This is a genomic window from Allobosea sp., from assembly GCF_030695125.1.
Taxonomy (GTDB): Bacteria; Pseudomonadota; Alphaproteobacteria; order Rhizobiales; family Beijerinckiaceae; genus Allobosea.
Map to the genome: position 1 here is coordinate 94,109 of NZ_JAUYTP010000016.1, position 22,108 is coordinate 116,216.

Annotated in this window: 20 protein-coding genes; 9 read left to right on the forward strand and 11 right to left on the reverse strand. The window is 67.3% G+C overall.

Going from position 1 to position 22,108, the window contains the following annotated elements; genetic code table 11:
* Positions 1 to 85: 85 nt before the first annotated feature.
* Positions 86 to 2,287 carry an esterase-like activity of phytase family protein gene (locus tag Q8S38_RS03805; RefSeq protein ID WP_305679095.1) on the reverse strand — a complete coding sequence of 734 codons (2,202 nt, stop codon included), beginning with the start codon at positions 2,285 to 2,287 and terminating at the stop codon, positions 86 to 88.
* A 223-nt stretch (positions 2,288 to 2,510) separates the two neighbouring features.
* Between Q8S38_RS03805 and Q8S38_RS03810 the strand changes: the two genes are divergently transcribed.
* Positions 2,511 to 2,702 carry a CsbD family protein gene (locus tag Q8S38_RS03810; RefSeq protein ID WP_066620899.1) on the forward strand — a complete coding sequence of 64 codons (192 nt, stop codon included), beginning with the start codon at positions 2,511 to 2,513 and terminating at the stop codon, positions 2,700 to 2,702.
* Positions 2,703 to 2,853: 151 nt separating this feature from the next.
* Here Q8S38_RS03810 and dnaJ read toward each other — a convergent pair whose 3' ends face one another.
* From dnaJ to dnaK, 3 genes are all read right to left on the reverse strand, one after another.
* Entirely contained in the window at positions 2,854 to 3,981 is a 1,128-nt protein-coding gene (dnaJ, locus tag Q8S38_RS03815) for a molecular chaperone DnaJ (RefSeq protein ID WP_305679096.1), read from the reverse strand.
* A gap of 31 nt (positions 3,982 to 4,012) precedes the next feature.
* Positions 4,013 to 4,306 carry a hypothetical protein gene (locus Q8S38_RS03820; RefSeq protein ID WP_305679097.1) on the reverse strand — a complete coding sequence of 98 codons (294 nt, stop codon included), beginning with the start codon at positions 4,304 to 4,306 and terminating at the stop codon, positions 4,013 to 4,015.
* A 63-nt stretch (positions 4,307 to 4,369) separates the two neighbouring features.
* Positions 4,370 to 6,295 carry a molecular chaperone DnaK gene (gene dnaK, locus Q8S38_RS03825; RefSeq protein ID WP_305679098.1) on the reverse strand — a complete coding sequence of 642 codons (1,926 nt, stop codon included), beginning with the start codon at positions 6,293 to 6,295 and terminating at the stop codon, positions 4,370 to 4,372.
* Positions 6,296 to 6,629: 334 nt separating this feature from the next.
* On the opposite strand from dnaK, the gene Q8S38_RS03830 reads away from it, so the two are divergent.
* The 3 genes from Q8S38_RS03830 (at position 6,630) to Q8S38_RS03840 (ending at position 10,498) form a co-directional block, all read left to right on the forward strand.
* Positions 6,630 to 7,523: a hypothetical protein gene (locus tag Q8S38_RS03830; protein WP_305679099.1), complete on the forward strand. Its 894-nt coding sequence runs from the start codon at positions 6,630 to 6,632 to the stop codon at positions 7,521 to 7,523.
* Positions 7,524 to 7,663: 140 nt separating this feature from the next.
* Positions 7,664 to 9,820, forward strand: coding sequence for a protein-disulfide reductase DsbD family protein (locus Q8S38_RS03835; protein WP_305679100.1), 2,157 nt, complete (start codon positions 7,664 to 7,666; stop codon positions 9,818 to 9,820).
* A gap of 36 nt (positions 9,821 to 9,856) precedes the next feature.
* Positions 9,857 to 10,498 carry a redoxin domain-containing protein gene (locus Q8S38_RS03840; RefSeq protein WP_305679101.1) on the forward strand — a complete coding sequence of 214 codons (642 nt, stop codon included), beginning with the start codon at positions 9,857 to 9,859 and terminating at the stop codon, positions 10,496 to 10,498.
* Positions 10,499 to 10,610: 112 nt separating this feature from the next.
* On the opposite strand, the gene Q8S38_RS03845 is transcribed toward Q8S38_RS03840, so the two are convergent.
* The 4 genes from Q8S38_RS03845 to ugpB form a co-directional block, all read right to left on the reverse strand.
* On the reverse strand, positions 10,611 to 11,687 hold the full coding sequence (locus Q8S38_RS03845; RefSeq protein WP_305679102.1) for a sn-glycerol-3-phosphate import ATP-binding protein UgpC: 1,077 nt from the start codon (positions 11,685 to 11,687) through the stop codon (positions 10,611 to 10,613).
* 100 nt (positions 11,688 to 11,787) lie between these two features.
* Positions 11,788 to 12,636, reverse strand: coding sequence for a sn-glycerol-3-phosphate ABC transporter permease UgpE (ugpE, locus tag Q8S38_RS03850; protein WP_305679103.1), 849 nt, complete (start codon positions 12,634 to 12,636; stop codon positions 11,788 to 11,790).
* Complete coding sequence (gene ugpA, locus Q8S38_RS03855; RefSeq protein ID WP_305679104.1) at positions 12,636 to 13,517, reverse strand: sn-glycerol-3-phosphate ABC transporter permease UgpA; 882 nt, start codon at positions 13,515 to 13,517, stop codon at positions 12,636 to 12,638. Before ugpA ends, ugpE begins: the two co-directional genes overlap by 1 nt.
* A gap of 169 nt (positions 13,518 to 13,686) precedes the next feature.
* Entirely contained in the window at positions 13,687 to 15,009 is a 1,323-nt protein-coding gene (gene ugpB, locus Q8S38_RS03860; protein WP_305679105.1) for a sn-glycerol-3-phosphate ABC transporter substrate-binding protein UgpB, read from the reverse strand.
* Positions 15,010 to 15,213: 204 nt separating this feature from the next.
* Here ugpB and Q8S38_RS03865 point away from each other — a divergent pair, with 204 nt between their 5' ends.
* From Q8S38_RS03865 to Q8S38_RS03875, 3 genes are read left to right on the forward strand one after another with little or no spacing between them, the layout of a single operon-like run.
* Positions 15,214 to 16,392, forward strand: coding sequence for a fumarylacetoacetate hydrolase family protein (locus Q8S38_RS03865; RefSeq protein WP_305679106.1), 1,179 nt, complete (start codon positions 15,214 to 15,216; stop codon positions 16,390 to 16,392).
* Positions 16,389 to 17,318, forward strand: coding sequence for a PfkB family carbohydrate kinase (locus Q8S38_RS03870; protein WP_305679107.1), 930 nt, complete (start codon positions 16,389 to 16,391; stop codon positions 17,316 to 17,318). The genes Q8S38_RS03865 and Q8S38_RS03870 overlap by 4 nt, the downstream gene beginning before the upstream one ends.
* 11 nt (positions 17,319 to 17,329) lie before the next feature.
* Positions 17,330 to 18,349 (forward strand): proline racemase family protein, encoded by a 1,020-nt coding sequence (locus Q8S38_RS03875; RefSeq protein WP_305679108.1) that lies wholly within the window; start codon positions 17,330 to 17,332, stop codon positions 18,347 to 18,349.
* 39 nt (positions 18,350 to 18,388) lie between these two features.
* Here Q8S38_RS03875 and Q8S38_RS03880 read toward each other — a convergent pair whose 3' ends face one another.
* Positions 18,389 to 19,285: a methylated-DNA--[protein]-cysteine S-methyltransferase gene (locus tag Q8S38_RS03880; RefSeq protein WP_305679368.1), complete on the reverse strand. Its 897-nt coding sequence runs from the start codon at positions 19,283 to 19,285 to the stop codon at positions 18,389 to 18,391.
* Positions 19,286 to 19,570: 285 nt separating this feature from the next.
* On the opposite strand from Q8S38_RS03880, the gene Q8S38_RS03885 reads away from it, so the two are divergent.
* Complete coding sequence (locus Q8S38_RS03885; protein WP_305679109.1) at positions 19,571 to 19,969, forward strand: hypothetical protein; 399 nt, start codon at positions 19,571 to 19,573, stop codon at positions 19,967 to 19,969.
* A 7-nt stretch (positions 19,970 to 19,976) separates the two neighbouring features.
* Here the strand turns inward: Q8S38_RS03885 and Q8S38_RS03890 are convergent, their stop codons facing one another.
* Positions 19,977 to 20,519: a DUF2244 domain-containing protein gene (locus tag Q8S38_RS03890; protein ID WP_305679110.1), complete on the reverse strand. Its 543-nt coding sequence runs from the start codon at positions 20,517 to 20,519 to the stop codon at positions 19,977 to 19,979.
* A 20-nt stretch (positions 20,520 to 20,539) separates the two neighbouring features.
* On the opposite strand from Q8S38_RS03890, the gene nth reads away from it, so the two are divergent.
* Positions 20,540 to 21,253, forward strand: coding sequence for an endonuclease III (nth, locus tag Q8S38_RS03895; protein WP_305679111.1), 714 nt, complete (start codon positions 20,540 to 20,542; stop codon positions 21,251 to 21,253).
* Between the two features lie 10 nt (positions 21,254 to 21,263).
* On the opposite strand, the gene Q8S38_RS03900 is transcribed toward nth, so the two are convergent.
* Positions 21,264 to 21,920, reverse strand: a complete 657-nt coding sequence (locus Q8S38_RS03900; RefSeq protein WP_305679112.1) for a hypothetical protein — start codon at positions 21,918 to 21,920, stop codon at positions 21,264 to 21,266.
* Between the last annotated feature and the right edge of the window lie 188 nt (positions 21,921 to 22,108).

Genomic DNA, 22,108 nt, shown 5'->3' on the forward strand with positions numbered 1-22,108 from the left:
TGACAAGATGGCTCCTTGCCTTGCCCGGCCTGAGATTCTCGGGTCTGCGCTTCGCTTCGCCCGAGAATGACGCGCGAGCTGGCGCTCAGTTGGCGATCTTGCCCAGCGCCAGGAACTGCGTCTCGCCGGAGGAATCGTCGACGCCGTCATTGTCGGTGACGACGAAGAGGTTGCCGTCCCGGTCGAGCGCCATGCCCTCGACCTTGTCGAGGCCATAGCCGCCGAGCGCCATCAGGGCCGGCGTCAGGTCGCGCAGCAGCGTCTTCTCGACCGTCGGGATCGTCGCCGAGCCGAGCGGCGCCGGCGTCAGCCCCTTGACCGAGAAGGTCGCCAGCGTCTTGACGGCCTTCGCGCCGAAGAGATTGTCGCGCTCGATCACGGCGAAGCGGTCATCACCCAGCGCGGTCAGCTCGGACAGGCCCATCCAGGCGCCCGCAGTCGGAGTGGTCAGCGGGTAGTGCAGCACGCCCCAGGTCTTCGTCGCGGGCTTGTAGGCCAGGATCTTGGCCTTGCCCTTGGGGTCGTCCTTCCACTCGCGCTGCACCGCGAGCCAGATCGTCTCCTCAGCGCCGGAACCGGTCACCGCGACGCCCTCGAAGCCGAAGCGGGTCGCCTGCTTCGCCAACTCGTCCGGCAGTAGGATGTCCTCCTCGACCTCGCCCTTGGCCGAGACCCGCAGCAGCATGCTCTGGGTCGGCTTGTCCTTGTGCTCGGGGTTGCCCTCGGAGGCCAGCCAGAAGCCGCCGCCGGTGCGGGTGGCGATACCCTCGAGATCATAGGCGGCCGGCTTGCCGTCCTTGGTCACGGTGATGGCGCCGGTGATGCGGGCCGGCTTCTGCGTGGCGTCGATCTCGAGGATGCGCGAGGGCGTATAGGCGCTGTCGGTGACGGCGTGGAGCCGGCCGGCCAGCGTCGGATGCGCCGACAGACCCGACAGCGCGCCCCAGCCGATCGGGGCGCCGTCGACCTCGCCCGAGACGAGCGTCGGATAGGCCGCCGGAGCTTCGCTGCGCTGATAGATCGTCACGGCGGACCGCGGGCCGCCCTTGGCGACGAGATCGGCCTCGGAGGCCGAAACGAGGAGATTGCGCTGGGGAATGGCGAGCAGCCCCTCCGGCGCGATGCCGCCCGGCAGCGCCTGGAGATAGCGCGGGGCGCGGCCCGGGCCCTCGTCCTTGTAGACCAGCACCAGCGAAGCGCGCTCCAGCCCGACGAAGATCAGCTGGTCGTTGCCATAGGTCCCGACCTCCATGCCTTCCGGCTCGCTGCCCTTGGTGGCCGAGCGGCGCTCGGGATAATGACCGAGGCTGATCGCGAGATGATCGGTCGTCGCGCCGGAATCGAATTCGACCGAGCCGTCCTTGCGGAAGATGGTGAAGCCGCGCGAGCCGCCCTTCCAGTCGCCCTCATTGGCAGTGACGAACCGGTCAGTGTCGAGCCAGCGCACCGAATCGGGCTCGCGCGCCACGCCCTTGAGTTCCTCGACGGGCCGGATCTGGCCGTCGCGGGTCTTGTCGATGCCCTTGAGATCGACCGCGCCCGCCGGGAAATGCGCCACCAGCTTGCCCGTCTTGGTGTCGACGATGGCGATGTGGTTGTTCTCCTGCAGCGTCACCACCGCCAGCCCGTCGGCGTTGACGTCGACGAATTCGGGCTCCGGATCGGTCGGTTCGACCGCGGCGATGCCGGTCAGGTCGACGATCTGGCGCGAGGCGCAATCGACGGCGCCGTCCTTGAGGCCGATCAGCGTCAGGTTGCCGGCCGGCAGCTGCGGCAGCGCGCCTTTGTTCAGCGTCTCGTCGCGCTCGTTCTCGATCGCGATGACGATCTTGGTCTTGTCCTTGCTGAGCGTGATTGAATCCGGCTGGCCGCCGAGATCGCAGGTCGCCACGACCTGCTTCGCCTTGAGGTCCACGGTCGCGAGATGCCCGGCCGGCTCCTTGAAGTTGTCGCCCGAGGTCACGACGGCGACGAAGGCCTTGTCGCCGAGAACGACGACCGAGGTCGATTCGCCACCGAGCGGGATGAAGCCGGCGGGCTTGGGCGCGGCGGGCGTCGTGATGTCGATCAGCCCGAGCGCCTTCTGCTCGCCATCGGTATAGGCCAGCAGCGTGCCGTCCTCATTGGCGGCGATGATCTCGGCAACCGTCTTCTTCGCCGGGTCGCGATCCGCGGGAAGGTTCAGCGGCACCTGGAAGGTGGCGATGCGGTTGAACATCGGCTCGGCGAGCGCGGTGCCGCTGAGCATCAGAGAGGCGAGCGCGGCAAGAACCAGGGGCTGGCGCATGGGATTGTCCTCGTGCCGGGAAAGGATGGCGTCGGCCTTTCGGCTATGGCCCCTGCATGACGGTTGCGTGACGGTCTGTCGCCGCGCTCGCATCCAGGCGGGCGCCGGCCCTTCTGCTGCCGGTCGCAGGCCTGCAAAATTCTTTGGGAACCTTCCTTCGGGCCGCTGGTTTTCCTCCCGCAAGCCGCGAGGGCGGCAACGGTTTCACGGAAGGATCAAGACGATGGGTAGCACCATGGACAAGGTCAAGGGCATGGCCAACGAGGCCACCGGCAACGTCAAGCAGGCCGCCGGCAAGGCGCTGGACAAGCCCGAGCTCGAGGCAGAGGGCTTCGCTCAGGAGCGCAAGGGCGAAGCCCAGCAGGCGCTCGGCAAGGGCAAGGATGCCGTGAAGAAAGTGGTCGACAAGGCCTGATTTCCAGTCAGAGCCTGACCAAGAACGGGCCGCCGCAAGGCGGCCCGTTTTGTTGTGAGATGTCGCTCATCGTCATTGCGAGCGCAGCGAAGCAATCCAGTGGAGCCGGCCGCTCTGGATTGCTTCGCTGCGCTCGCAATCACGACAGGAATCAGGCCGTGCCGCCGATGCCGCCGAGGAAGTCCTTGACGCGGCCGAAGAAGCCGGCGGCTTCCGGATGGGTGGCGCCCGAGCTCTCGCGCTCGAACTCCTGCAGCAGTTCGCGCTGGCGCGCGGTCAGCTTCTGCGGTGTCTCGACCACGACCTGGATGTAGAGATCGCCGACCTCGCGTGAGCGCAGCACGCTCATGCCCTTGCCCTTGAGGCGGAACTGCTTGCCGGTCTGCGTGCCCTCGGGGATCTTCACCCGCGCCTGCTCGCCGGTCAGCGTCGGCACCTCGATCTCGCCGCCGAGCGCGGCCTGCACGAGCCCGATCGGCACGCGGCAGAACAGATCGGCCCCGTCGCGCTGGAAGATCGCGTGCGGCTGGATCGACAGGAAGATGTAGAGGTCGCCCGCCGGTCCGCCACGCAGGCCCGCCTCGCCCTCGCCGGCAAGCCGGATGCGGGTGCCATCCTCGACACCGGCCGGGATGTTGACCGAGAGCGTGCGATCGCGCGTGACCCGGCCGGCGCCCTGGCAGTTCTTGCAGGGGTCGTCGATGATCTCGCCGCGCCCAGCGCAGGTCGGGCAGGTCCGCTCGACCGAGAAGAAGCCCTGATTGGCGCGCACCTTGCCGTGGCCGCCGCAGGTCGGGCATTGCCGCGACTTGGAGCCCGGCTTGGCGCCGGTGCCCGAGCAGACCTCGCAGGCAATCGAGGTCGGCACGCGGATCGAGGCGTTCTTGCCCGCGAACGCATCCTCCAGCCCGATTTCGAGATTGTAGCGCAGATCGGCGCCGCGCTCGCGGCCGTTGGCGCTGCGCGGCCCGCCGCGACGGGCATCGCCGAAGAAGGAATCGAAGATGTCCGACATGAAGTCGGAGAATTCCGGCCCCTGCTGGCCGCCGCCCTGCTCGAAAGCCTGGTGGCCGTAGCGGTCATAGGCGCCGCGCTTCTGCCCGTCGGACAGCACCTGATAGGCCTCGTTCAATTCCTTGAACTTGGCCTCGGCCGCCGTGTCGCCGGGGTGCCGGTCGGGGTGGCAGCCCATGGCGAGCTTGCGGAAGGCGCTTTTCAGCTCCGCCTCGCTGGCCGTCTTGGAGACGCCGAGGATTTCGTAATAGTCGCGCTTGGACATGTTTACAAATTCAATAGTGTCAGGGGTATCGTCAGAAATCAATGATGCCGACGCGGCCGTTCTGCCATGCGTCGATTATCGAATTATACTCTCCCTCGACATACTTGTCGTCTTCTGCGGCTTCCGGTCCTGAGTAGTCGTTTCCCTCGATCCAGATTTCAAGCATAAATTTTATACTTGAATCGTAGGGTGGTCCGACGCGGCTTGCAAAAAATACATTCCCTGCTCGATCAACCTGAATTTGGCGATGCACAGAGTCGTCATGCTCTCGCAATAAATTACGAAATGCATCGAGCGTGAACTCGCCATTCGGAATGTTCAGCATTGCGTCTGCCCCTTCGCCGAAAAGCGATCGCCCCGGACTGGTCCGGGGCGATCTGTAGCACGCTCAGGCGCTCTTCTTCTTGTCGCCCTTGTCGTCGCTGACGTCCTTGAAGTCGGCGTCGATGACGTCGTCTTCCTTCTTGGCCTCAGTGGCGGGGGCATCCGGGTCGGCTGCGCCTTCGGCCTGGCTAGCGGCATACATCGCCTCGCCGAGCTTCATCGAAGCCTGCATCACGTCGGTGGTGCGCGAGGCGATCGTCTCGGCATTGTCCTCGGTCAGCGCGGCCTTGAGGGCGTCGAGCGCGGTTTCGATCGCCGTCTTGTCGGCGGCCGAAACCTTGTCGCCATAATCCTTCAGCGACTTCTCGGTCGAGTGGACGAGGCTTTCTCCCTGGTTCTTGGCCTCGACCAGCTCGCGCCGCTTCTTGTCCTCGGTCGCGTTGGCTTCCGCGTCCTTGACCATCTTCTGGATGTCGGCCTCGGAGAGCCCGCCGGATGCCTGGATCCGGATCTGCTGCTCCTTGTTGGTGGCCTTGTCCTTGGCGGTCACCGAGACGATGCCGTTGGCGTCGATGTCGAAGGTCACCTCGATCTGCGGCATGCCGCGCGGGGAGGGCGGAATGCCCATCAGGTCGAACTGGCCGAGCATCTTGTTGTCGGCGGCCATCTCGCGCTCGCCCTGGAAGACGCGGATGGTCACCGCGCCCTGGTTGTCCTCGGCGGTGGAGAAGACCTGGCTCTTCTTGGGCGGGATCGTGGTGTTGCGGTCGATCAGGCGCGTGAACACGCCGCCCAGCGTCTCGATGCCCAGCGACAGCGGGGTCACGTCGAGCAGCAGCACGTCCTTGACGTCGCCCTGCAGCACGCCGGCCTGGATCGCGGCGCCGATGGCGACGACTTCATCCGGGTTGACGCCCTTGTGCGGCTCCTTGCCGAAGAACTGCTTCACGACATCCTGGACCTTCGGCATGCGGGTCATGCCGCCGACGAGAACGACCTCGTCGATCTGTCCGGCCGAAAGACCGGCATCCTTGAGCGCCTTCTTGCAGGGCTCGATGGTGCGCTGGACGAGGTCGTCGACCAAGCTCTCGAACTTGGCGCGCGAGAGCTTGATGGCGAGGTGCTTGGGGCCTGAGGCGTCGGCCGTGATGTAGGGCAGGTTGATCTCGGTCTGGGCCGTGGTCGAAAGCTCGATCTTGGCCTTCTCGGCGGCTTCCTTCAGGCGCTGGAGGGCGAGTTTGTCCTTCTTCAGGTCGATGCCCTGCTCGCGCTTGAACTCGTCCGCGAGATACTCGACGAGGCGCATGTCGAAGTCCTCGCCGCCGAGGAAGGTGTCGCCATTGGTCGACTTCACTTCGAAGACGCCGTCGCCGATCTCGAGGATCGAGACGTCGAAGGTGCCGCCGCCGAGGTCATAGACCGCGATCGTGCCGGCCTGCTTCTTGTCGAGGCCATAGGCGAGCGCGGCCGCCGTCGGCTCGTTGATGATGCGCAGGACTTCGAGGCCGGCGATGCGGCCGGCATCCTTCGTCGCCTGGCGCTGGGCGTCGTTGAAATAGGCGGGAACCGTGATGACGGCCTGGGTCACGGACGAGCCGAGATAGGCCTCCGCGGTCTCCTTCATCTTGGTCAGCGTGAAGGCCGAGATCTGGGACGGCGAATAGTCGGTGCCGTCCGCCTCGACCCAGGCGTCGCCGGCGGCGGCCTTTTTGATCTTGTAGGGGACGAGATGCATGTCCTTCTGCGTCATCGGATCGTCGAAGGTCCGGCCGATCAGGCGCTTGATCGCGAAGAAGGTGCGCTCGGGATTGGTGACGGCCTGGCGCTTGGCCGGCTGCCCGACGAGACGCTCGCCATCATCCGTGATCGCGACGATCGACGGCGTGGTGCGGGCGCCTTCCGAGTTCTCGATAACCTTAGGCGTAGAGCCTTCCATGACCGCGACGCAGGAGTTGGTCGTGCCGAGGTCGATACCAATGACTTTACCCATGGAGGGGATCCCTTTTAAATTGAGCAGATCGCCGGCTTGCGGCGAAAACCGCCACCTTCCGGCCCATGGACCGGCTCGCCCCCACCTGTTGCGGCGAACGAAACCGGCATTCCACGTTTGGCGGTCGTGAAACCGCCCCTTGGCGGCGTATATAGGGAGGGTGTTCCCGCCCTTGCAAGACAGGCGAGCCGATTAAGAATCCACGGCGATGCCGGTTTTTGGCGTCACGGTTGACGGGCGCGCAATGCTGGCGAGTGTTGCGGATGTGCCCTTGCGTCCAGGCCGTCTCCATTTCATGCAAAAGCAGCTGTTCCCGTTCGAAAATGGGCTTTTCGTGATCCGACCGACCCATCTCGCCTTCCGTCTCGCGCTCCTGGCTTTCGTCGGTGCCTCGCAAGCCGTGCAGGCGCAGCCGATGCAGTTGCCGGGAGCGCAGCCCTTCAATGCGCCCGGCACGCAGCAGGCGGCCCCGCCCGGCACAGCCGCGCCGGCCGCACCGCGCGCCCCGACCATGCCGGCGATCAGGGTCGCGGGCGAGGAGGCCATCATCGGGCGCGTGCTGCGGCACAATGGCGGCCTGGGCGAGGCCGTCTTCGAGAAGACGGCGACGGGGTTCGGGTTGAAGCTCACCGCCGACGGGTTCCAGTCGAGCAATCTGGTCGAGCCCTGCGCCGTGTCGTTCGGGGAAGCGCCCTTGCCCGTCACGTCGCTCGGGAGACCAGCCGGCGTGCCGCGCTACCGGCTCGAGGCGCCGATCTGTCCGATCGTCTTCGACGTGCTCGATGGCGCCTTTCTGGTCGTCGAGCCCGCGCAGCCCTGTGTCGTCGAGGCCGCCGCCTGCCGCATCGATCCCCGCGGACTCTGGGGCCCCGATGCCCGCACATTGCCCGCCCGCGCCAAGGAGATCGAGAGCGCCCGTGGCGTTGCCGAGCGCGCGGTGCGCGAGGGTTACCGGGTGCTGACGGCCAAGGCCGATGCCGTCGAGCAGCGGGCGATCGCGCGCGAGCAGGCGAGTTTCTCCGCCGAGCGCGAACTGGTCTGCCGCTCCTTTCAGCGCGAGGGCCAGCTTGGTTTCTGCGGGGCGCGCCTGACCGAGGCCCGCGCCGCCTCGATCCGCGCCAGGCTCGGCTTGTCGAACGAACCGGCCAAGGCGCCGGTCAGGCCAAGGCCACCGCGTCCGGCGGCGCCCGCCCCCGGAGCCGGGCCGCTGCCGCTGACGCCGCAGTAAGGCGCCGACGATGCGCGCGTTGTGACGATGGCCGCGATCGGCATTTAAGCCCTGCGCGTGCCTCACTGCCTTGTCATTGGCGTCCCGTGCTACGATGAGGCACTGGATTTGGCCTGTTGGCGAGGATGACGACGACGATCATGGGTTCCACTCTCACCAGACGGGTCTGGCAGGCGGCGCTCGCTCTGGCGCTGCTCGCGCCGGGCTTTGCCATCGCTGCGGAGACGGCGGCGGTCTCGACGCCCCGTGTGGCCGCGACGCTGCTCTCCAGCCGTGATGCGGTGGTCCCAGGCGAGCGCTTCCAGGTCGCGCTGGTGCAGAAGATCGCGCCGGGCTGGCACACCTACTGGGCCAATCCCGGCGATTCCGGCGAGCCGACCCGCATCGCCTGGACGTTGTCTCAAGGCGCGACGGCCGGTGGAATCCAGTGGCCCGCGCCCAAGGCCATTCCCGTCGAGCCGCTGGTGAATTTCGGCTTCGAGGGTACGGTCGTCCTGCCGGTCGAGATCACGGTTCCCCAGGATGCGAAGGTCGGCGAGCGTCTGACGCTGCAGGCGGCCGCGACCTGGCTGGTTTGCGAGAAGATCTGCATTCCCGAGGAAGCCGCCTTTACCCTCGAACTGCCGGTTTCAGCCGCCGCGATCGTCGACGAGGCGGCGCAGGCGCGTATCGACGCCACGCGCGCCGCGCTGCCGTCGCCCGCCGCGTTCAAGGGGCGGCTCGTCGCCGATGGCGAGGGCCTCGCGCTGACGCTGCCGGGGCTGTCGGGCGCGCCGACCGATCTGCGCTTTTTCCCGTTCTCGGACACGCTGATCGACCATGCCGCGAAGCAGGCTGTGGCGTCCGCATCGGACGGCATGCTGCTCCGACTGACCCGCTCCAGCGCCTTCAAGGTCGCCGACGCCGAACTCGCTGGCGTATTGACCTATACCGAGGGCGGGATGCCGCGCGCGCTCGCCCTGACCGCCGCGGTCGACCCCGCCCTCGTCGGCGCAGCCGCGACGGCCGTTGCGCCGCCCCCGCTGGTGCGCATCCCGCTGCCGGTCGAGGGGGCCGATCTGACGCTCTGGGCGGCGCTGCTCTTCGCCTTCGCGGGCGGGCTGATCCTCAACCTGATGCCCTGCGTGCTGCCGGTCCTCTTCATCAAGGCGCTGGGTTTCGCCCAGCTCGCCCAGGCGAGCCGCGCGCAGGTGCGCGAACAGGGCCTGCTCTTTCTGGCGGGCGTGGTCGTCACCTTCATGGCGCTCGCCGTCATGGTCATCGCGCTGGGCGCGTTGGGGACGAGCGTCGGCTGGGGCTTCCAGCTGCAATCGCCACCTCTGGTCATCGCGCTTGCGGTGGTGATGACCCTGATCGGCCTCAACCTGCTCGGCGCCTTCGAGGTCGGGACGTCGGCTGTCGGCGTCGGTCACGGCCTCGCCACGCGCGGCGGGCGGCTCGGCGCCTTCATGACCGGGGCGCTGGCGGTCGTCGTCGCGACGCCCTGCACGGCGCCCTTCATGGGCGCGGCCATCGGCTATGCAGTGACGCAGCCGCCGGTGCTCGGCCTCTCCGTCTTCCTGTCGCTGGCGCTGGGCTTTGCGCTGCCGGTCGTGGCGCTGTCCTTCGCGCCGGGCCTGCTGCGCCTTCTGCCGAAGCCCGGCCGCTGGATGCTGATCCTGAAGCAGGCCTTCGCCTTTCCGATGTTCGCCACCGCGATCTGGCTGATCTGGGTCGCCTCGGTCCAGGCCGGGCCGGGTGGCGTTCTTGCGGCGCTGGTGGCGGTGCTGGCGGCGGGCTTCATCGTCTGGCTCGTCGGCGTCACGCGCGATGCGCGGCTCGGTCGTCTCGTCTCGTCGGCCTTCGCCGTCCTGATTGCGTTCGCGGCCGGCTGGTTTGTGATCCAGAGCGCCGTGCCCGCCGTGACCACGCAGGCGCGGGCCGGCGACGTCCAGGCCTGGTCGCCGGAGCGCGTCGCGGCGCTCCAGGCCGAGGGACGCCCCGTCTTCGTCAACTTCACCGCGGCCTGGTGCATCACCTGCCTCGCCAATGAGCGCGTCGCGCTCTCGCGGCAGGAGGTCAAGGACGCCTTCTCGGAACTCAAGGTGGTCTATCTCAAGGCGGACTGGACCAATCGCGACAGTCGGATCGCCTTCGCCCTGGCCGAGCAGGGCCGCGCCGGCGTGCCGCTCTATCTGTTCTATCCGGGCCAGAAGGGCGCGCAGCCCGAGGTTCTCCCGCAATTGCTGACGCCGGACATGATCGTCACGGCCGCGCAGCGCGCTGCCGGCAAACCTCTCAAGACAGCCTCGCGCTAAACCCGTTCACCCCGCCCCGAAAGACAGGAGACAGACGTGAAAGCTCACCTGACCCGCCAGACCTTCCTCGCCGGCCTCACCATCGCCGGCCTGTCTTTCGCCGCCGGGCCGGCGCTGGCCCAATCCGCCGCCAAGATCGGCGCGCCGGCCCCGGCTTTCGAGGCGGTCGATGCCGACGGCAAGACCCGCAAGCTGTCCGAATTTGCCGGCAAGACGGTGATCCTCGAATGGACCAATCACGACTGCCCCTATGTCCGGAAGCACTACACCAGCGCCACCATGCAGACCCTGCAGAAGGACATGGCGAAGGAGGGCGTCGTCTGGCTCTCGGTCATCTCCTCACCGGTCGGCGAGCAGGGCCATGTCGACGGCGCGAAAGCCAACGAGCTGACCAGGAGCAGAGATGCCGCGCCGGCCGCCGTCCTGCTCGACCCCAACAGCAGGATGGCCCGCGCCTATGGCGCCACCACAACGCCGCATATGTACATCGTCGATCCGAAGGGCACGCTCGCCTATATGGGCGCCATCGACGACAAGCCCGCCGCCAGCGCCGCCAGCCTCACCGGCGCCAAGAGCTACATCCGCCAGGCGGTGGCTGAGTTGAAGGCCGGCAAGCCGGTGTCCGAGGCGAGCACCAGGGCCTATGGCTGCGCGGTGAAATACGCGCCGGTGAGTTGAGGGCCGGTTCCACGCGTCATGCTCGGGCTTGACCCGAGCATCTCGTAAACCGGTGCCTTGTCCTGCAAGAGATTCTCGGGTCTGCGCTTCGCTCGCCCGAGAATGACGTGTCCTATCGCCCCAGCCGCGCGCCCGTCTTGCTGTCGAAGACATGCACCCGGTCGGGATCGACCGTGATCCAGATCCGGCCGGCGACCGCAGCCACGGCATCGGTCGCCGCCTGCATCACGAAGGGCAGGCCGGCGAGCTGGCCGTGGAACAGCTGCGTCGCGCCGAGCTCCTCAATGAACTCGACGTCGAAGGGCAGCGAGCCCGCCTCGTCCTCCGAGGCGATCTCGACATCCTCGGGCCGCAGGCCGACCTCGACCGGCGTCTGCGGGCTGAGGTCCTGGCGCAGGTCGCGCGCCTCGAGGATCGCATCGCCCAATGCCACGATGCCGGGGCCGTCGATCGTGCCGGGCAGGATGTTCATCGGCGGCGAGCCGATGAAGGTGGCGACGAACTTGCTCGCCGGCTTCTTGTAGACCTCGGCCGGCAGGCCGATCTGCTCGACCTGGCCGGCATTCATCACGACGAGCTTGTCCGACAGCGTCATCGCCTCGACCTGGTCATGCGTGACATAGATCGCGGTGACGCCGAGCGCCCGCTGCAGCTTCTTGATCTCGACGCGCATCTGCACACGCAGCTTGGCGTCGAGATTGGAGAGCGGCTCGTCGAACAGGAAGACCTGCGGCTTGCGCACGATCGCACGGCCCATTGCGACGCGCTGGCGCTGGCCGCCCGAGAGCTGCTTGGGGCGCCGGTCGAGCAGCGGCTCGATGGCGAGGATGCGCGCCGCTTCCTTCACGCGCCGGTCGATCTCGTCCTTGGGCGTGCCGAGATTGCGCAGGCCATAGGACATGTTCTCGTAGACGCTCATATGCGGGTAGAGCGCGTAGTTCTGGAACACCATGGCGATGTCGCGCTCGGCGGGCCCGATCTGATTGACGACGCGCGGCCCGATCGAGACCTCGCCGGCCGAGATCGTCTCCAGCCCCGCCACCATGCGCAGCAGCGTGGACTTGCCGCAGCCCGACGGGCCGACGAGCACGCAGAAGCCGCCATCGGGAATGTCGAAGGAGACGCCCTTCACGGCTTCGACGCCGCCGGGATAGATCTTCTTGACGTTGGTAAGCGTGACCTGGGCCATTCTGTCGTTTCCTAGTCGTCATCCTCGGCCGGAGCCGAAGGCGGAGAGCCGGGGATCTCTCGGGATGAGATGCTCGGGTCGAGCCCAAGCATGACGAGTGCTACTTCTCCGTCTCGACCAGGCCCTTCACGAAGAGCCTTTGCATGACGATGACGACCAGCACCGGCGGCAGCATCGCCAGCATCGCGGTTGCCATGGCGAGCGGCCATTCGGTCAGCGCGTCGGAGGTGACGATCATCTTGCGGATGCCGATGACGATGGTCTGCATCGAGTCCTTGGTGGTGATCAGCAGCGGCCAGAGATACTGGTTCCAGCCATAGATGAACTGGATCACGAACAAAGCCGCGATCGTGGTGATCGAGAGGGGTATGACCGTGTCCTTGAAGAAGCGGAACGGCCCGGCGCCGTCGATCCGCGAGGCCTCGAGCAGTTCGTCGGGGATCGTCATGAAGAACTGGCGAAACAGAAGCGTGCCGGTGGCCGAGGCGATCAGCGGGATCGCGAGGCCCTGATAGGTGTCGAGCATGTTGAGGTCGGACACGACCTTGAAGGTCGGGAAGATGCGGACTTCTACGGGCAGCATCAGCGTGACGAAGATGATCCAGAACGCCGCCATCCGGAACCGGAAGCGGTAATAGACCACCGCATAGGCCGACAGCACCGAGATCACGATCTTTCCCAGCGCGATCGCCATCGCCATGACGAAGGAGTTCAGCATCATGCTGGCGACAGGCTCGCGGGTCGAGCCGGAGGTGCCCACGAACAGGATCCGGTAGTAGTTGTCGAACAGATAGGGGCCCGGATAGAGCGGCAGTTGGCCGTTAATGATGGTGGCGTTGTCCCAGCTCGATGCGACGAAGGTCAGCCAGACCGGAAACGCGACGATCAGCACGCCGATCGACAGGACGATATAGGCGATCGCATCGCCCAGGCGGCGGTCCTCGACCATCAGTAGCTCACCTTGCGCTCGATGAAGCGGAACTGCACGGCCGTCATCGCGATCACCATGATCAGCAGGATGACCGATTGCGCCGCGGAGCCGCCGAGATCCGAGCCGCCCTTGCCGTCGGAATAGACCTTGTAGACCAGCGTTTCGGTCGCGCCCGAAGGCCCGCCGCCGGTGACCGTGTCGATGATGCCGAAGGTGTCGAAGAAGACATAGACGATGTTGACGACCAGTAGGAAGAAGGTCGTCGGCGAGAGCAGCGGGAAGACGATGGTCCAGAACCGCCGCCACGGACCGGCCCCGTCGATCACGGCGGCTTCGATCACGCTCTTGGGGATCGACTGCAGCCCGGCGAGAAAGAACAGGAAATTATAGCTGATCTGCTTCCAGGTCGCCGCCAGAATGACCAGCGCCATCGCATGATTGCCGTCAAGCCGCGGGTTCCAGGCGATCCCGAGCGACTGCAGCCCCCGCGCCAGCATTCCCAGCGACGGATCGAACATGAACAGCCAGAGCACGCCGGCGATGGCCGGCGCCACCGCATAGGGCCAGATCAGCAGCGTCTTGTAGATCTCGCCGCCGCGCAGCTGCCGGTCCGCCATGACCGCAAACAAAAGCGCGATCGATAAGGACAACACGCAGACGAAGCTCGAGAAGATCGCGGTGTTGATCAGGGCCTTGTAGTAGCCGGGGTTGGAGAACAGCGTGATGTAGTTCTCGAACCAGACGAAATCCGTCGAGATTCCGAAGGCATCCTGCAGCAGGAAGCTCTGCCAGACCGCCTGGCTTGCCGGCCAGTAGAAGAACAGGACCGTGATCACCAGCTGCGGCAGCAGCAGCAGCAGCGGGACCGTGAGGCCGGTGAAATAGGCGTTCTTCTGCATTCCGGCTCTCAAACCATGGGCTTCGTCCCGGAGGATCGAGGCACGTCATTCTGGGGCTCGACCCGAGAATCTCATGACCAGTTGTCTCTGGTTTCCGAGATGGTCGGGTCAAGCCCGACCATGACATGCTCGTCTCCGGGACGACGCGTCGTCCTTTTTGGTCAGGCGATCAGCGGCCGGCCGTCCGCTCGAACTGGCGCAGCGTCTGGTTGCCGCGTTCGGTCGCCGCGTCGAGCGCCGCCTTCGGGGTCTTCTGGCCGTTCAGGGCCGCCTCGATCTCCTCGGCCCAGATGTCGCGGATCTGCACGAGGCTGCCGAAGCGAACGCCGCGCGAATTGTCCGTGGGGGCCTTGTTGTTGAGCGAGAGCAGCGGGGTCTCGAGGAAGGGCTTGTCCTTGTAGAAGCCCGACGCCTTGACCTTGTCGTACGCGGCCTTGGTGATCGGCAGGTAGCCCGACTCGGTGTGCAGCTTCACCTGCCGGTCGACATCCGACAGGAAGGTGAAGAACTTGGCCACGCCCTTGTACTCGTCGGCCTTCTTGCCGCCCATCACCCACAGCGAGGCGCCGCCGATGATCGAGTTCTGCGGCGCACCGGCCACGTCGGGATAATACGGCATCGGCGCATTCGCCCATTCGAACTTGGCGTTGGCGCGGACATTGCCGAAGAAGGCCGAGGAGGTCAGGAAGATCGGGCATTCGCCCGAGGTGAAGCGGCCTTCGCCGGTGTTGGTGCGGCCGGAGTAATCATAGGTCTTGTCCTTCTGCATCTCGACCAGATTGGTCAGGTGCTTCAGGAAGACGCCCTTGTTGAAGACGAACTCGGTATCGAAGCCGTCGAAGCCGTTGGCCTTCGTGCCGACCGGCTCGTTGTGCCAGGCGCCGAGCTGCTCGACATTGACCCAGGTCACCCAGCCATTCGAGAAGCCGCACTTGTCGTAGCCGGCGCCCTTGAGCTTCTTGGCGGCGTCGAACACCTCGGGCCAGGTCTTGGGCGGCGCGTCGGCGTTCAGGCCGGCCTTCTTGAAGGCGTCCTTGTTGTACCACATGACGGTGGAGGACGAGTTGAACGGGAAGGACAGCATCTCGCCCTTGGTGGTCGAGTAGTAGCCCGTGATCGCCGGCAGATAGCTCTGCGGATCGAATGTTTCGCCGGCTTCCTTCATCATGACCTGGACCGGCTTGATGGCGCCCTTGGCGGACATCATCGTCGCGGTGCCGACCTCGAAGACCTGCATGATATGCGGCGCATTGCCGGCGCGGAAGGCGGCGATGCCTGCGTTCAGCGTGTCGGCATAGGAGCCCTTATAGGCCGGGACGACCTTGAAGTCCTTCTGCGAGGCGTTGAATTCCTCGGCGAGCCGGACGACGACATCGTTGTTGGCGCCGGTCATGGCATGCCACCATTGCAGCTCGGTCTGCGCCGCAGCCGGCGTGGCGCCCGCCAGCACGACGGCGGCAACAGACATCAGAATGCGAGATTTCGCTGTCATCATTCTCTCCCTCTCGGCTCCGCAATAGGCGAAGCCACTGTTGTTCTTGGTGCGCAAGCTAGCATGAAGGGCCGGCGACGTTTCAATGACAAATTGATGACAGGCGCAAGCGTCGTCCCGCCACGGGCTTGTGCAGAAGTTCTTGCACATTCGCCGCGAAGGCGCTGTTCTCGCCGCCCAGCCCGCCACTGATGGACCCTTGCCATGCCGCGCCTGTCTCTGACGCCCGACCAGACCCTCCCGAAGGATGCTGCCGCGGCAGCCCTGCTTGGCCGCGTCTGGCGACCCGATGTCGCGGGGCCCGCCATCGTCACCCTGCGCGGCGACAGTCTCGTCGATATCACCAGCACCTTTCCGACCAGCCGTGATCTCTGCGAGACGCAGGACCCCGCAGCCGCGCTGCGCGCCGCGCAGGGCGAGCCGGTCGGCACCCTGGCCGATATTCTCGCCAACACCCCGATCGACGACCGCGACGCAGGCAAGCCCTGGCTGCTCTCGCCGCTCGACCTGCAGGCGGTGAAGGCTGCCGGCGTCACCTTCGCGGTCTCGATGCTGGAGCGCGTCATCGAGGAGAAGGCGCGGGGCAACCCCGCTGCCGCCGCCACCATCCGCAGCGAGATCGGCAAGCTGATCGGTGACGATCTCTCGAAGCTGAAGCCCGGCTCGCCCGAGGCGATGCACCTCAAGGAGGTGCTGATCGGGCAGGGCGCCTGGAGCCAGTATCTCGAGGTCGGCATCGGGCCCGACGCCGAGATCTTCACCAAGGCGCCGCCGATGTCCTCCGTCGGCACCGGCTTCGATGCGGGGCTGCACCCGTCCTCGACCTGGAACAATCCCGAGCCGGAGATCGTGCTGGTCGTCGCCTCCGACGGCCGCATCGTCGGCGCCACGCTCGGCAACGACGTCAATCTGCGCGATGTCGAGGGCCGCTCGGCGCTGCTGCTGGGCAAGGCGAAGGACAATAACGCCGCGGCCGCCGTCGGGCCCTTCATCCGCCTCTTCGATGCCGGCTTCACGCTCGACCACGTCCGCAACACCACGGTGGCGCTGACCGTCGAGGGGCAGGATGGCTTCACGCTGGAGGGCGCGTCGTCGATCGCCAGGATCAGCCGCGATCCCGCCGATCTCGCCAGCCAGATGATCGGCCCGCATCACCAGTATCCGGACGGCGCCGCGCTCTATCTCGGCACCATGTTCGCGCCGATCAAGGACCGCGATACGCCCGGCGGCGGCTTCACCCACAAATACGGTGACATCGTCACCATCGCCGCCCCGGAACTCGGCGCGCTGGTCAACCGCATGCAGCGCACCGACCATTGCGAGCCCTGGACCTTCGGCGCCTCGCATCTGATGCGCAGCCTGGCGAAGCGCGGGCTGCTGTGAGCCCAGGCGAGATCCTCGTCGTCGGCGAGGCGATCGGCGATTTCATTCCGCGCGACGCCGAGGGCCGCCATTACGAGGCCGTGCTCGGTGGCTCGGCCTTCAACGCGGCCCTGGCGCTAGCCCGTTTCGGGGCGAGGCCGGCCTATGCGGGCGCGCTCTCGACGGATGCGCTCGGCCGGCGCTTCCGCACCGCGCTGGCGGCGGAGGGCATCGACAGGCGCTTCGTCCAGGACAGCGCGCGCCCGACCGCCGTTGCGATCGTCTCGCCGCTGGGGCCGGACGGCACGCCGGAATTCGCGCTTCATCTCGAGGGCACGGCCCATGCGGAGGCGGCCTGCGCCCTGAGGGTGATGCCGCCGGGCGTGGTCCATCTCCACGCCGCCTCCTTCGGCGCCACCACCGGGCCGTCCGGGGAGGCTGCCGCGATCCTGGCGGCGAGCGCCCGCGCCGCCGGCGCCACCGTCAGCTACGACATCAACATCCGCGCCTCGGTCCTGCCGGAGCGGGATCGCGCCCGCGCGCTGATCGAGGCCCGCATCGGCCTCGCCGACATCGTCAAGGCCAGCCTCGAGGATCTGGCCTGGCTCCATCCCGGCGAGCCGGTCGAGGGTGTCGTCACGCGCTGGCGGGGTTGGGGCACGTCGCTCGTTCTCATCACGAGAGGCGCCGACGGCGCCGTCTGTCACGGCCCGGGGGCACCTCTCACCGCGGCCGCCGCCCCCGTTACGGTGTCGGACACGATCGGGGCCGGCGACACCTTCATCGGCGGCTTCGTCGCCGTACTGGCGGCACGGGGGCTGCTGGGACGCGGCTTCGCTGGGGCCGGCCGCGACGATCTCCAGGCGGCGCTCGACTTCGCCTGCGCAGTGGCGGCTGACAGTTGCACCCGCCCCGGCTGCGATCCGCCGCGCCGCATTGCCGTCTGACGGGAGGTCCGATGCAGATCCGCTATCTCGACTATCACACCTGCGGCGAGCCGGTCCGCATCGTCACGGGGGGCTACCCCCTGCTCAGGGGCGCGACGATCCTGGAGAAGCGCCGCGACGCGCGCGAGAACCACGACCATCTGCGCCGCGCCATGATGCTGGAACCGCGCGGCCACGCCGGGATGTATGGTGTCATCCCCGTCGCGGCCGCCCACCCGGAGGCCGCCTTCGGCGTGTTGTTCACCCACAACGAGGGCTACTCGACCATGTGCGGCCACGCGACCATCGCGCTCGGCCGCTACGCGATCGAGCATGGGCTGGTGCCGGCGGTCGAACCGGTGACGCGCTTCAGCATCGAGGCCCCCTGCGGCTTGCTGCGGCTGGCATGCTCGGTGCGCGACGGCCGGGTGGAGAGCGTCGTCTTCGAGAGCGTGCCGGCCTTCGTCTTCGCCCGCGATCTCGTCGTCACGCTGCCGGGCTATGGCGAGGTCGTCACCGACATCGCCTATGGCGGCGCCTTCTACTGCATCCTCCCAGCCTCGCGCTTCGGGCTCGACCTGTTCGAAACGCCGGTCGCAACCCTGACCGATGCGGCGGCCGCCCTCACCGACCATCTGCGCGCCAGCCTGCCGGTGACGTATCCGACCGAGCCCGATCTCGGCTTTCTTTACGGCACGATCATCACCGACGAGGCTCAAGCCGACGAGGAAAGCTTCAACCTCTGCATCTTTGCCGAGCGCCAGATCGACCGCTCCCCGACGGGCTCGGGCGTCACGGCGCGCATGGCGCTGGACCATGCCAAGGGCTTCGTCGAGACCGGCGCGACCCGCCGCTTCCGCAGCATCACCGGCGGCACCTTCACCGGCCGCGTGGTCGCGCCCTTGGCGGGGCCGTCGGCCGGTGCGGTCACCGTCGCGGTCGGCGGCACCGGCCATTTCGCGGGCGAGGGGACCTTCACCATCGAGGCCGACGACCCGCTGGGTCACGGCTTCGCGCTGCCGGTGCGCTTCGCCGAGATCGCGCGCGGCTGACGGCGCAGGGGGTGCGTTGGTCCGACCGGCGCCGCCACCTCATCCGGTGGCGATCTGCCCGGCCTCCCAGCCGAGGATCGCGCGCTTGCGCGTCAGCCCCCAGTGATAGCCGGTCAGCGCGCCCGATTTCCCGATGACGCGATGGCACGGCACGACGAAGGAGATCGGGTTCTTGCCGACGGCCATGCCGACCGCCCGCGAGGCGGATGGCTTCCCGATCCGGCTGGCGACGGCGCCATAGGTGGTCGCCCGGCCCACCGGGATCCGCAGCAGCGTCTCCCAGACCCGGACCTCGAAATCCGTGCCGATCAGCACGATGCGCAGCGGCGTCTCCGCCGACCAGGCGGCGGGATCGAAGATGCGTGCGGCATAGGGCGCCGTCGCCTGCGGGTCGAAGCGGTATGCGGCATGGGGCCAGCGCCGCATCATGTCCGCCAGCGCCTCCGCCCGCCCGCCGACGACCTTGCCGCCGTCGAGCCCATCGGAGACCCAACCGAGCCCGGCCAGCCCGCGCGGCGTCGCGACGATCAGCGCCTCGCCAAAGGGGGAGGAATGGAAGCCGTAGGCGAGGGCGAGCCCGCCGCCGCCGGCCTTCCACTCGCCGGGCGACATCGCCTCATGCGTCACGAAGAGATCATGCAGCCGCCCTGGCCCCGACAGACCGACTTCGAGCGCCGTGTCGAGCACGCTGGCCGACGCGCCGAGCAAACCCTTCGCATGGTCGAGCGTGATCGCCTGCAGGAAGGCCTTGGGTGTCAGCCCGCACCAGCGCCGGAACAGGTGGTGCACATCGGTCGGCGTCGCACCGGCGGCCTCCGCGATCGCCTCGATCGTCGGCTGGGCGCGCCAGTTCTCGGTGATGTAGGCGAGGATCCGCCGAACCGTGTCGTAGTCGGAGCCGGGTGCGACCGTCGGAAACGCGGCCGCCGCCGGCATCGCCTCGGCCGCACGCGCGAGCACGGCGTCGGAAAAGCGGGTCGGCTTCATCGCGTCGAGCTTCTGGAGAGGAGCGTTCATCGCCGGCACCTTCGCATCATCGATCATGCGGTGACACTAGGCGGCGCCAGGCACGGCCTCCACCCGAAAGCTGCGCTGTTCCGGAACATGGTCGCACCATCCGGGCTTGATCGTCATGGACCGTTAACGTGGTCGTCAAAAGACGGTTGGCTTCATCTTCGAACGTTGCCAGTTTAGGCCCGACATCGCCGGAGATTCACGCAGATGAAGCGGTCGGCAATCTTGCTCGTAGTGCTGGGCGCCGCATGCTTGTTGGAGACCCCGAGCCAAGCTCAGGACGGCAGTATCGTCGGTGTTTGGCGGCAAGTGCGATCGAATGCAGGTGAATGCCGCACATGCCAGATCGAGATTGCAAAAGGCGATGCGTCATTCGACGTCAGGGCCAATAACGGTTGGTCCGGCAGCGTCCGGGCAGAGCCGGCGGACGACCTGGCCACGGCTGCTGGCGGCGGGCGCTGGAGGCCGGGCGGAACCAGCCCTCACTCGGGGAAGTTCTTCCGCCTGCGGCTGGTCAACCAAGGCTCGCGCCTCTATCTGCTGATGAGCGGAACGGGACTACAAGTGGAAGCCGTGTTCGAGCGGGCTCAGCCCAACAGCATCTGACAGCGGATCAGGGCAGGCGCTCGTAATCCGGCCCGCGCCGCGCCGTCGCCAGGGCGCGTCCGAGCGCGTCGGCAAAGCCCTCACGTTCGCCCGGCGACAAAGCGGCTGCAACGGCGACGCGCCGTCCGCGCGAGACGAGGTCGAGTCCCAGCAGCCCGTAATCCTCGTCGGTCTGGCGTTCCAGCTTGGTCCAGGCCGGGTTGGAGCGCCAGACCGCCTCCTGGCCCTGATGGGAGACCTTCCGCAGACGCACTTCGAGCGGCGTCACGACGACGCGCTCGAAGGCCCGCGCATGCCGGAAATTCACTTGGAAGGCGATGAAGAGCGCGACGACATCGAGCCCCATGAAGCCCGCCACCGGCCAGGCGCCGAGCACCATGAAGGGGATCGAGGACGCGATCGCGGCGAGGCACATCAGCGTCATCACGATGCGGAAGGCGTTGCGGTCGAGCGAGCGGTGCGGCCTGATCGTCGCGTCGAAGACCGGCCGCTCGGCGGCGGCCGGGGCGTCGTCGTCCGGCCCTGTTGAAACGCGCTTGCCGAGGTCCATGGCGCGACTATAACGCCCCGATGACGCAAGAAAACAGGGCCAAGCCTGGGCCAAAGCGCCGCGCCCCTGCGCCTGCGCGGATCACGAAATCGCGTGCGCGCAGCGCCGCTGGCGTGCGCGAGATCTTCGCGCGTTTCGAAGCCGCCAATCCCGAGCCGAAGGGCGAGCTCGACTACGTCAATCCCTTCACCCTGCTGGTCGCGGTGGTGCTCTCGGCGCAGGCGACCGATGTCGGCGTCAACAAGGCCACGCGCAAGCTGTTTGCGATCGCCGACACGCCGCAGAAGATGCTGGCGCTGGGCGAGGATGTCGTGCGCGACCATGTGCGGACGATCGGCCTGTTCCGCACCAAGGCGAAGAACGTCATCGCGCTTTGCGAAAAGCTGATCGCGCAGTTCGGCGGCGAGGTTCCAACGACGCGCGAGGCGCTGGAGAGCCTGCCCGGGGTCGGCCGCAAGACGGCCAATGTCGTGCTCAACATCGCCTTCGGCGAGATCACCCACGCCGTCGACACCCATGTCTTCCGCGTCGCCAACCGGCTGCGCATCGCGCCGGGCAAGAACGTCCTGCAGGTCGAGCTCGGGCTGGAGAAGGCAGTGCCTGCGGCCTTCGGCCGCCACGCGCATCACTGGCTGATCCTGCACGGCCGCTACACCTGCAAGGCGCTGCGGCCCGAATGCGGGCGCTGCCTGCTGAACGATCTCTGCGACTCCCCCGACAAGCGCGTCGCCTGAGGCGAAAGCGCTACTGGCTGGTCGTGGTGCAGCTGCCGTTGATGCAGGTGGTCGTCACCGTCTTGCAGACGCCGTTCGTGCATTCGCGCCGGGATTGCGTCGTGGTCCGGCCCTGCTGCTGGGTCGACTGTGTCGGGATCGTCATGGAAGGCGCCGGCCGCATTGGCGTCGGCTGGATGCGGGTCGGCTGGAACGTGGTGGTGGGGATCCGCACCGTCGGCGTCATCGGCAGCGGCGAGGGGCGCGGCGGGCCGGGCGGGTTGACGCTGCCGCGGATCGCGGCGGCCATGGCCGCATCGGCCCGGCGCTGGTCGGCTCTGTCGCGCGCCTCGGCCTGGAGATCGGCATCGGGCACCGGCTGGCCGAGCCGTGCCAGAGCCTCCGCAGCCTGCAGGCTGCCCCAGCGCGCGCCTTGCGTGTAGTAGAACAGGTAGAGGTTTTCTTCCTTGGGGAAGCCGGCGATGCCCAGTTCATGGCAGCGCCCGGTGGCGAACAGGTTCGAGCCGGAGTTGGGGGCGAGCGACTTCGCGGCCGCGCACCATTCCGGCGAATAGGCGGGTGACGAGGCGAGCGTCAGCTGCGGCGTCGCCTGGCAGGCCCCGAGCAGGGCGGCCATGATGAGAACGGCGGCGAAGCGGTGACGGGGCAGGCCAGAGAAGCGGGTCACGGGGCAGGTCTCGCGATGCGTTTCCGAGAATGTCTAGCGCTCGCCATGCGGCAGGCAAGGTCCAAAATCTGCAACCATCGCCTCATGCGGCCTCGGGCGGCTGTGGATTTCGGCGCCTCCTGGGGCGATCGCTGCGATCCGGTTCCGCGCCATCATCGCGCCCGCATCGGGTGACAGGACGGCCGCAG

Excerpts from the sequence above, each read along its gene's own strand:
- Q8S38_RS03805 (WP_305679095.1), bottom strand. The coding sequence starts at position 2,287 with ATGCGCCAGCCCCTGGTTCTTGCCGCGCTCGCCTCTCTGATGCTCAGC.
- Q8S38_RS03810 (WP_066620899.1), top strand. The coding sequence starts at position 2,511 with ATGGGTAGCACCATGGACAAGGTCAAGGGCATGGCCAACGAGGCCACC.
- dnaJ (WP_305679096.1), bottom strand. The coding sequence starts at position 3,981 with ATGTCCAAGCGCGACTATTACGAAATCCTCGGCGTCTCCAAGACGGCC.
- Q8S38_RS03820 (WP_305679097.1), bottom strand. The coding sequence starts at position 4,306 with ATGCTGAACATTCCGAATGGCGAGTTCACGCTCGATGCATTTCGTAAT.
- dnaK (WP_305679098.1), bottom strand. The coding sequence starts at position 6,295 with ATGGGTAAAGTCATTGGTATCGACCTCGGCACGACCAACTCCTGCGTC.
- Q8S38_RS03835 (WP_305679100.1), top strand. The coding sequence starts at position 7,664 with ATGGGTTCCACTCTCACCAGACGGGTCTGGCAGGCGGCGCTCGCTCTG.
- Q8S38_RS03845 (WP_305679102.1), bottom strand. The coding sequence starts at position 11,687 with ATGGCCCAGGTCACGCTTACCAACGTCAAGAAGATCTATCCCGGCGGC.
- ugpE (WP_305679103.1), bottom strand. The coding sequence starts at position 12,636 with ATGGTCGAGGACCGCCGCCTGGGCGATGCGATCGCCTATATCGTCCTG.
- ugpA (WP_305679104.1), bottom strand. The coding sequence starts at position 13,517 with ATGCAGAAGAACGCCTATTTCACCGGCCTCACGGTCCCGCTGCTGCTG.
- ugpB (WP_305679105.1), bottom strand. The coding sequence starts at position 15,009 with ATGACAGCGAAATCTCGCATTCTGATGTCTGTTGCCGCCGTCGTGCTG.
- Q8S38_RS03865 (WP_305679106.1), top strand. The coding sequence starts at position 15,214 with ATGCCGCGCCTGTCTCTGACGCCCGACCAGACCCTCCCGAAGGATGCT.
- Q8S38_RS03875 (WP_305679108.1), top strand. The coding sequence starts at position 17,330 with ATGCAGATCCGCTATCTCGACTATCACACCTGCGGCGAGCCGGTCCGC.
- Q8S38_RS03880 (WP_305679368.1), bottom strand. The coding sequence starts at position 19,285 with ATGCCGGCGGCGGCCGCGTTTCCGACGGTCGCACCCGGCTCCGACTAC.
- Q8S38_RS03885 (WP_305679109.1), top strand. The coding sequence starts at position 19,571 with ATGAAGCGGTCGGCAATCTTGCTCGTAGTGCTGGGCGCCGCATGCTTG.
- Q8S38_RS03890 (WP_305679110.1), bottom strand. The coding sequence starts at position 20,519 with ATGGACCTCGGCAAGCGCGTTTCAACAGGGCCGGACGACGACGCCCCG.
- nth (WP_305679111.1), top strand. The coding sequence starts at position 20,540 with ATGACGCAAGAAAACAGGGCCAAGCCTGGGCCAAAGCGCCGCGCCCCT.